The organism is Steroidobacter sp., assembly GCF_016790065.1.
GTDB lineage: Bacteria > Pseudomonadota > Gammaproteobacteria > Steroidobacterales > Steroidobacteraceae > Steroidobacter.
Genome location: NZ_JAEUPY010000427.1, coordinates 1 through 3,178 on the forward strand (window position 1 = coordinate 1; position 3,178 = coordinate 3,178).

Annotated in this window: 1 protein-coding gene and 1 pseudogene; both read right to left on the minus strand. The window is 60.9% G+C overall.

Features of this window, described 5'->3' with window-relative positions; all coding sequences use genetic code 11:
• Positions 1-267: pseudogene (locus JNL55_RS17890) on the minus strand (hypothetical protein); the annotation flags it as partial.
• A gap of 556 nt (positions 268-823) precedes the next feature.
• Positions 824-3,151 carry an endopeptidase La gene (gene lon / locus JNL55_RS17895; protein ID WP_415923103.1) on the minus strand — a complete coding sequence of 776 codons (2,328 nt, stop codon included), beginning with the start codon at positions 3,149-3,151 and terminating at the stop codon, positions 824-826.
• Between the last annotated feature and the right edge of the window lie 27 nt (positions 3,152-3,178).

The window sequence follows — 3,178 nt, forward strand, 5'->3', positions numbered from 1 at the left end:
ACTTTCGCCATTCGAGCTGCCAGTGCCGTTAGCTGCGGCAGTGGTGTTGGCGCCCGGCGAGTTTTTGCCGAACCAATTGAGCATGTCCCATAAATATTCGTGGCTGGTACGCGCGAGTTGCCGCGTATTGCCTGGGACAACGGTGCGAAGAAATTCGCCGAAGGTGCCTGACCAGTGCTGCGCACGGTGGAACCGGCTGTAGGCGCTCAAGGCCTCGACGAAGCTCTCGCCGCGTTGCGAGCTTCCTCTGGGGCTGTCTGACTGCATCGAACCGCCCTCCAATCTGCGGGCTGACGGGGACAGATTTAAATCTGTCCCCCACCCGCGGTTCTATATACACACGTTACGACAGCATGCTCCGGTGCACAGTTCACACTGTCCTAATTCGTAACCAGCATACTCTCATGCATGCATGCGAGTGACTGAGGGTTGCGCTTGCAATCCATCAGGGCAATTGCCGACAACCCTACTCTCAAAGACTGATCCATGGCCGAACATGTTCCGTGACGACGTGCGCTACGGAGGTGCGTCCTAGCGTGATGCCGACCTGTAAAGAACGTCGGCAATGACAAAGAAGGAATAATGAAGACCGGCGCAGCTCGCAGAATGCGACGCTGGAACGCGCTTAAGTTGCGCATCTCACTCGGTCGAGTGCGGAACATGACTCACTGATTACTCTTTTCGCGCCAATCTTGCAATGCGATTCATGCGGATTGGGGTGCATTACGCGTGCCAGCGCAACTGACGGCATGCTGACAGAGTTCAGGCTAGGTTAAGCGGCCGCGGGCGAAGGGCTCGCCCGCGGCTCGTTACATTGGTGAGATCAAGCGGCGGCGTTGACCTGAGTGACGTTCAACTGGATGCCCAGTGCTTCACGGACCACGTCATCGACACGTTCGCAAAACACGAACTCGACATCGTCACGCACGCTCTTCGGCACATCCTCCAAGTCCTTGCGGTTGCGTGCCGGCAGCAACACCTTGCGGATACCGGCGCGATGCGCGGCCACGGTCTTCTCCTTGACGCCGCCGATCGGCAACACCAGTCCGCGCAGACTGATCTCGCCGGTCATCGCCAGGTCGTTATGCACCGTCTTGTTGGTGAACAACGAGACCAGCGAAGTGAACATCGCCACACCCGCGCTCGGGCCGTCCTTCGGAATCGCGCCGGCTGGTACGTGAATATGCACGTCGCTCTTATCGAACACCGTAGCGTCGATGCCGAGCCGCGCAGCCTGCGACTTCATCAATGACAACGCTGCCTGCGCGCTCTCCTTCATCACATCGCCGAGCTGACCGGTCAGGATCAGCTTGCCGTTACCCGGCACGCGCGTCGATTCGATGAACAGAATGTCACCGCCCACCGGCGTCCACGCCAGCCCGGTCGCAACACCGGGCACACTGACGCGCATCGCCACTTCGTTCTCGAAGCGCGGGGCACCGAGAATGGGCGCGATCTCGCCGACATCGATCGTCTGCTGAATCACCGTGCCCTCGGCGATCTTCACCGCCACGTTACGCAGGACCGCGCCGATCATGCGCTCGAGGTTACGCACGCCAGCCTCGCGAGTGTGATCCTGCGCGATCTGGCGTATCGCCTCGTCCGTGATCGAAGCCTGCTCCGGCTTCAAACCATTGGCCTCGAGCTGCCGGCGCACCAGGTAGCGCTTGGCAATCTCTACCTTCTCATCCTCGGTGTAACCGGTGAGCTCAATCACTTCCATACGATCTCGCAGCGGGCCCGGGATGGTATCGAGCATGTTGGCCGTGGCGATGAACACCACCTTGGACAGATCGAACGGCACGCCGAGGTAATTGTCTCGGAACGTGTTGTTCTGCTCCGGATCGAGCACTTCCAACAAGGCCGCCGACGGATCGCCTTGGATACCGGCACCGAGCTTGTCGATCTCGTCCAGCATCAGCACCGAGTTGCGCGTGCCAGCCTTACGGATTGCCTGGACGATGTTGCCCGGAAGCGCGCCGATGTACGTGCGACGGTGACCGCGAATCTCGGCCTCGTCATGTACGCCACCCAAACTGACGCGCGCGAATTTCACGCCCAGCGAACGCGCGATGCTCTGGCCCAGCGACGTCTTGCCCACGCCCGGCGGGCCGACGAAGCACAGGATCGGGCTACGACCCTGCGGATTCAGCTTGCGCACGGCGAGGTACTCGACGATGCGTCGCTTGATCTTATCCAGCCCGAAGTGATCCTCATCGAGTACTTTGCGTGAGTGTTCGATGTCGATGGACTCCTTGTCGAGCTTGGACCAGGGCAACTGAATCATCCAATCCAGCCAGGTGCGGAGCATCGAGTACTCGGCGCTCGCATCCGACATGCGCTCCAGACGCTTCAGCTCCTTCTCGGCTTGCTCGCGTGCGTCGTCCGGCATGCCAGCCTTCTCGATGGCTTCCCTCAGCTCGGCCACTTCCGCGCCCGATTCGCCATCCTCGCCCAGCTCCTTACGGATTTGGCGCAGCTGTTCACGCAACAGGACTTCCTTGTGACGCTCGTCGATGGCGTCGCGCGTCTTTTCTTCCAGCTGCCGCTGGAGTCGCAACACCTCGATGCGCTTTTGTAACAATTCGCTGACTCGCTCCAGGCGCACTTTCAGATCGAAGGTCTCGAGCAGCTCCTGTTTCTCGTTGGGCTTCACGTCCATGAAGCTGGCCACCAGGTCGCCGAGCGTCGAGGCGGACTCCACCGACTGAATGGCGTTGGACAATTCGGCCGGCGCTTGCGGCAACAGGCCGATGGCCTCGGCGGCGAGACGCTTCAAATTGAGCGCGCGCGCTTCCACGTCGCTGCCGACGTGGCCCGCATCGGGCAAGTATTCGACGCGCGCGACCATGAATGGCAGACCGTTCTGCCAATCGAGCACGCGGAAACGTCGCTCGCCTTGCACGACCAGGTGATGTGTCCCGTCGGCACCGGTCACATAGCGAACGATGTTGGCGACCGTGCCGATCGTATACAGATCGCTGCCGGTGGGTGCCTGCAGATCCGCGTCGTGCTGTAACAGGAAGCCGACCTTGCGATTGTTACGCACGGCTTCCTGCGCAGCCGCCAGCGAGCGGTCGCGGTTGATGGCCACCGGTACCACGGTGCCGGGGAACAGCACCAGGTTGCGCACCGGAACGATCACGAGCATGTCATCGGTAATGGTGTGCACGTCTTT

Excerpts from the sequence above, each read along its gene's own strand:
- lon (WP_415923103.1), bottom strand. The coding sequence starts at position 3,151 with ATGCTCGTGATCGTTCCGGTGCGCAACCTGGTGCTGTTCCCCGGCACC.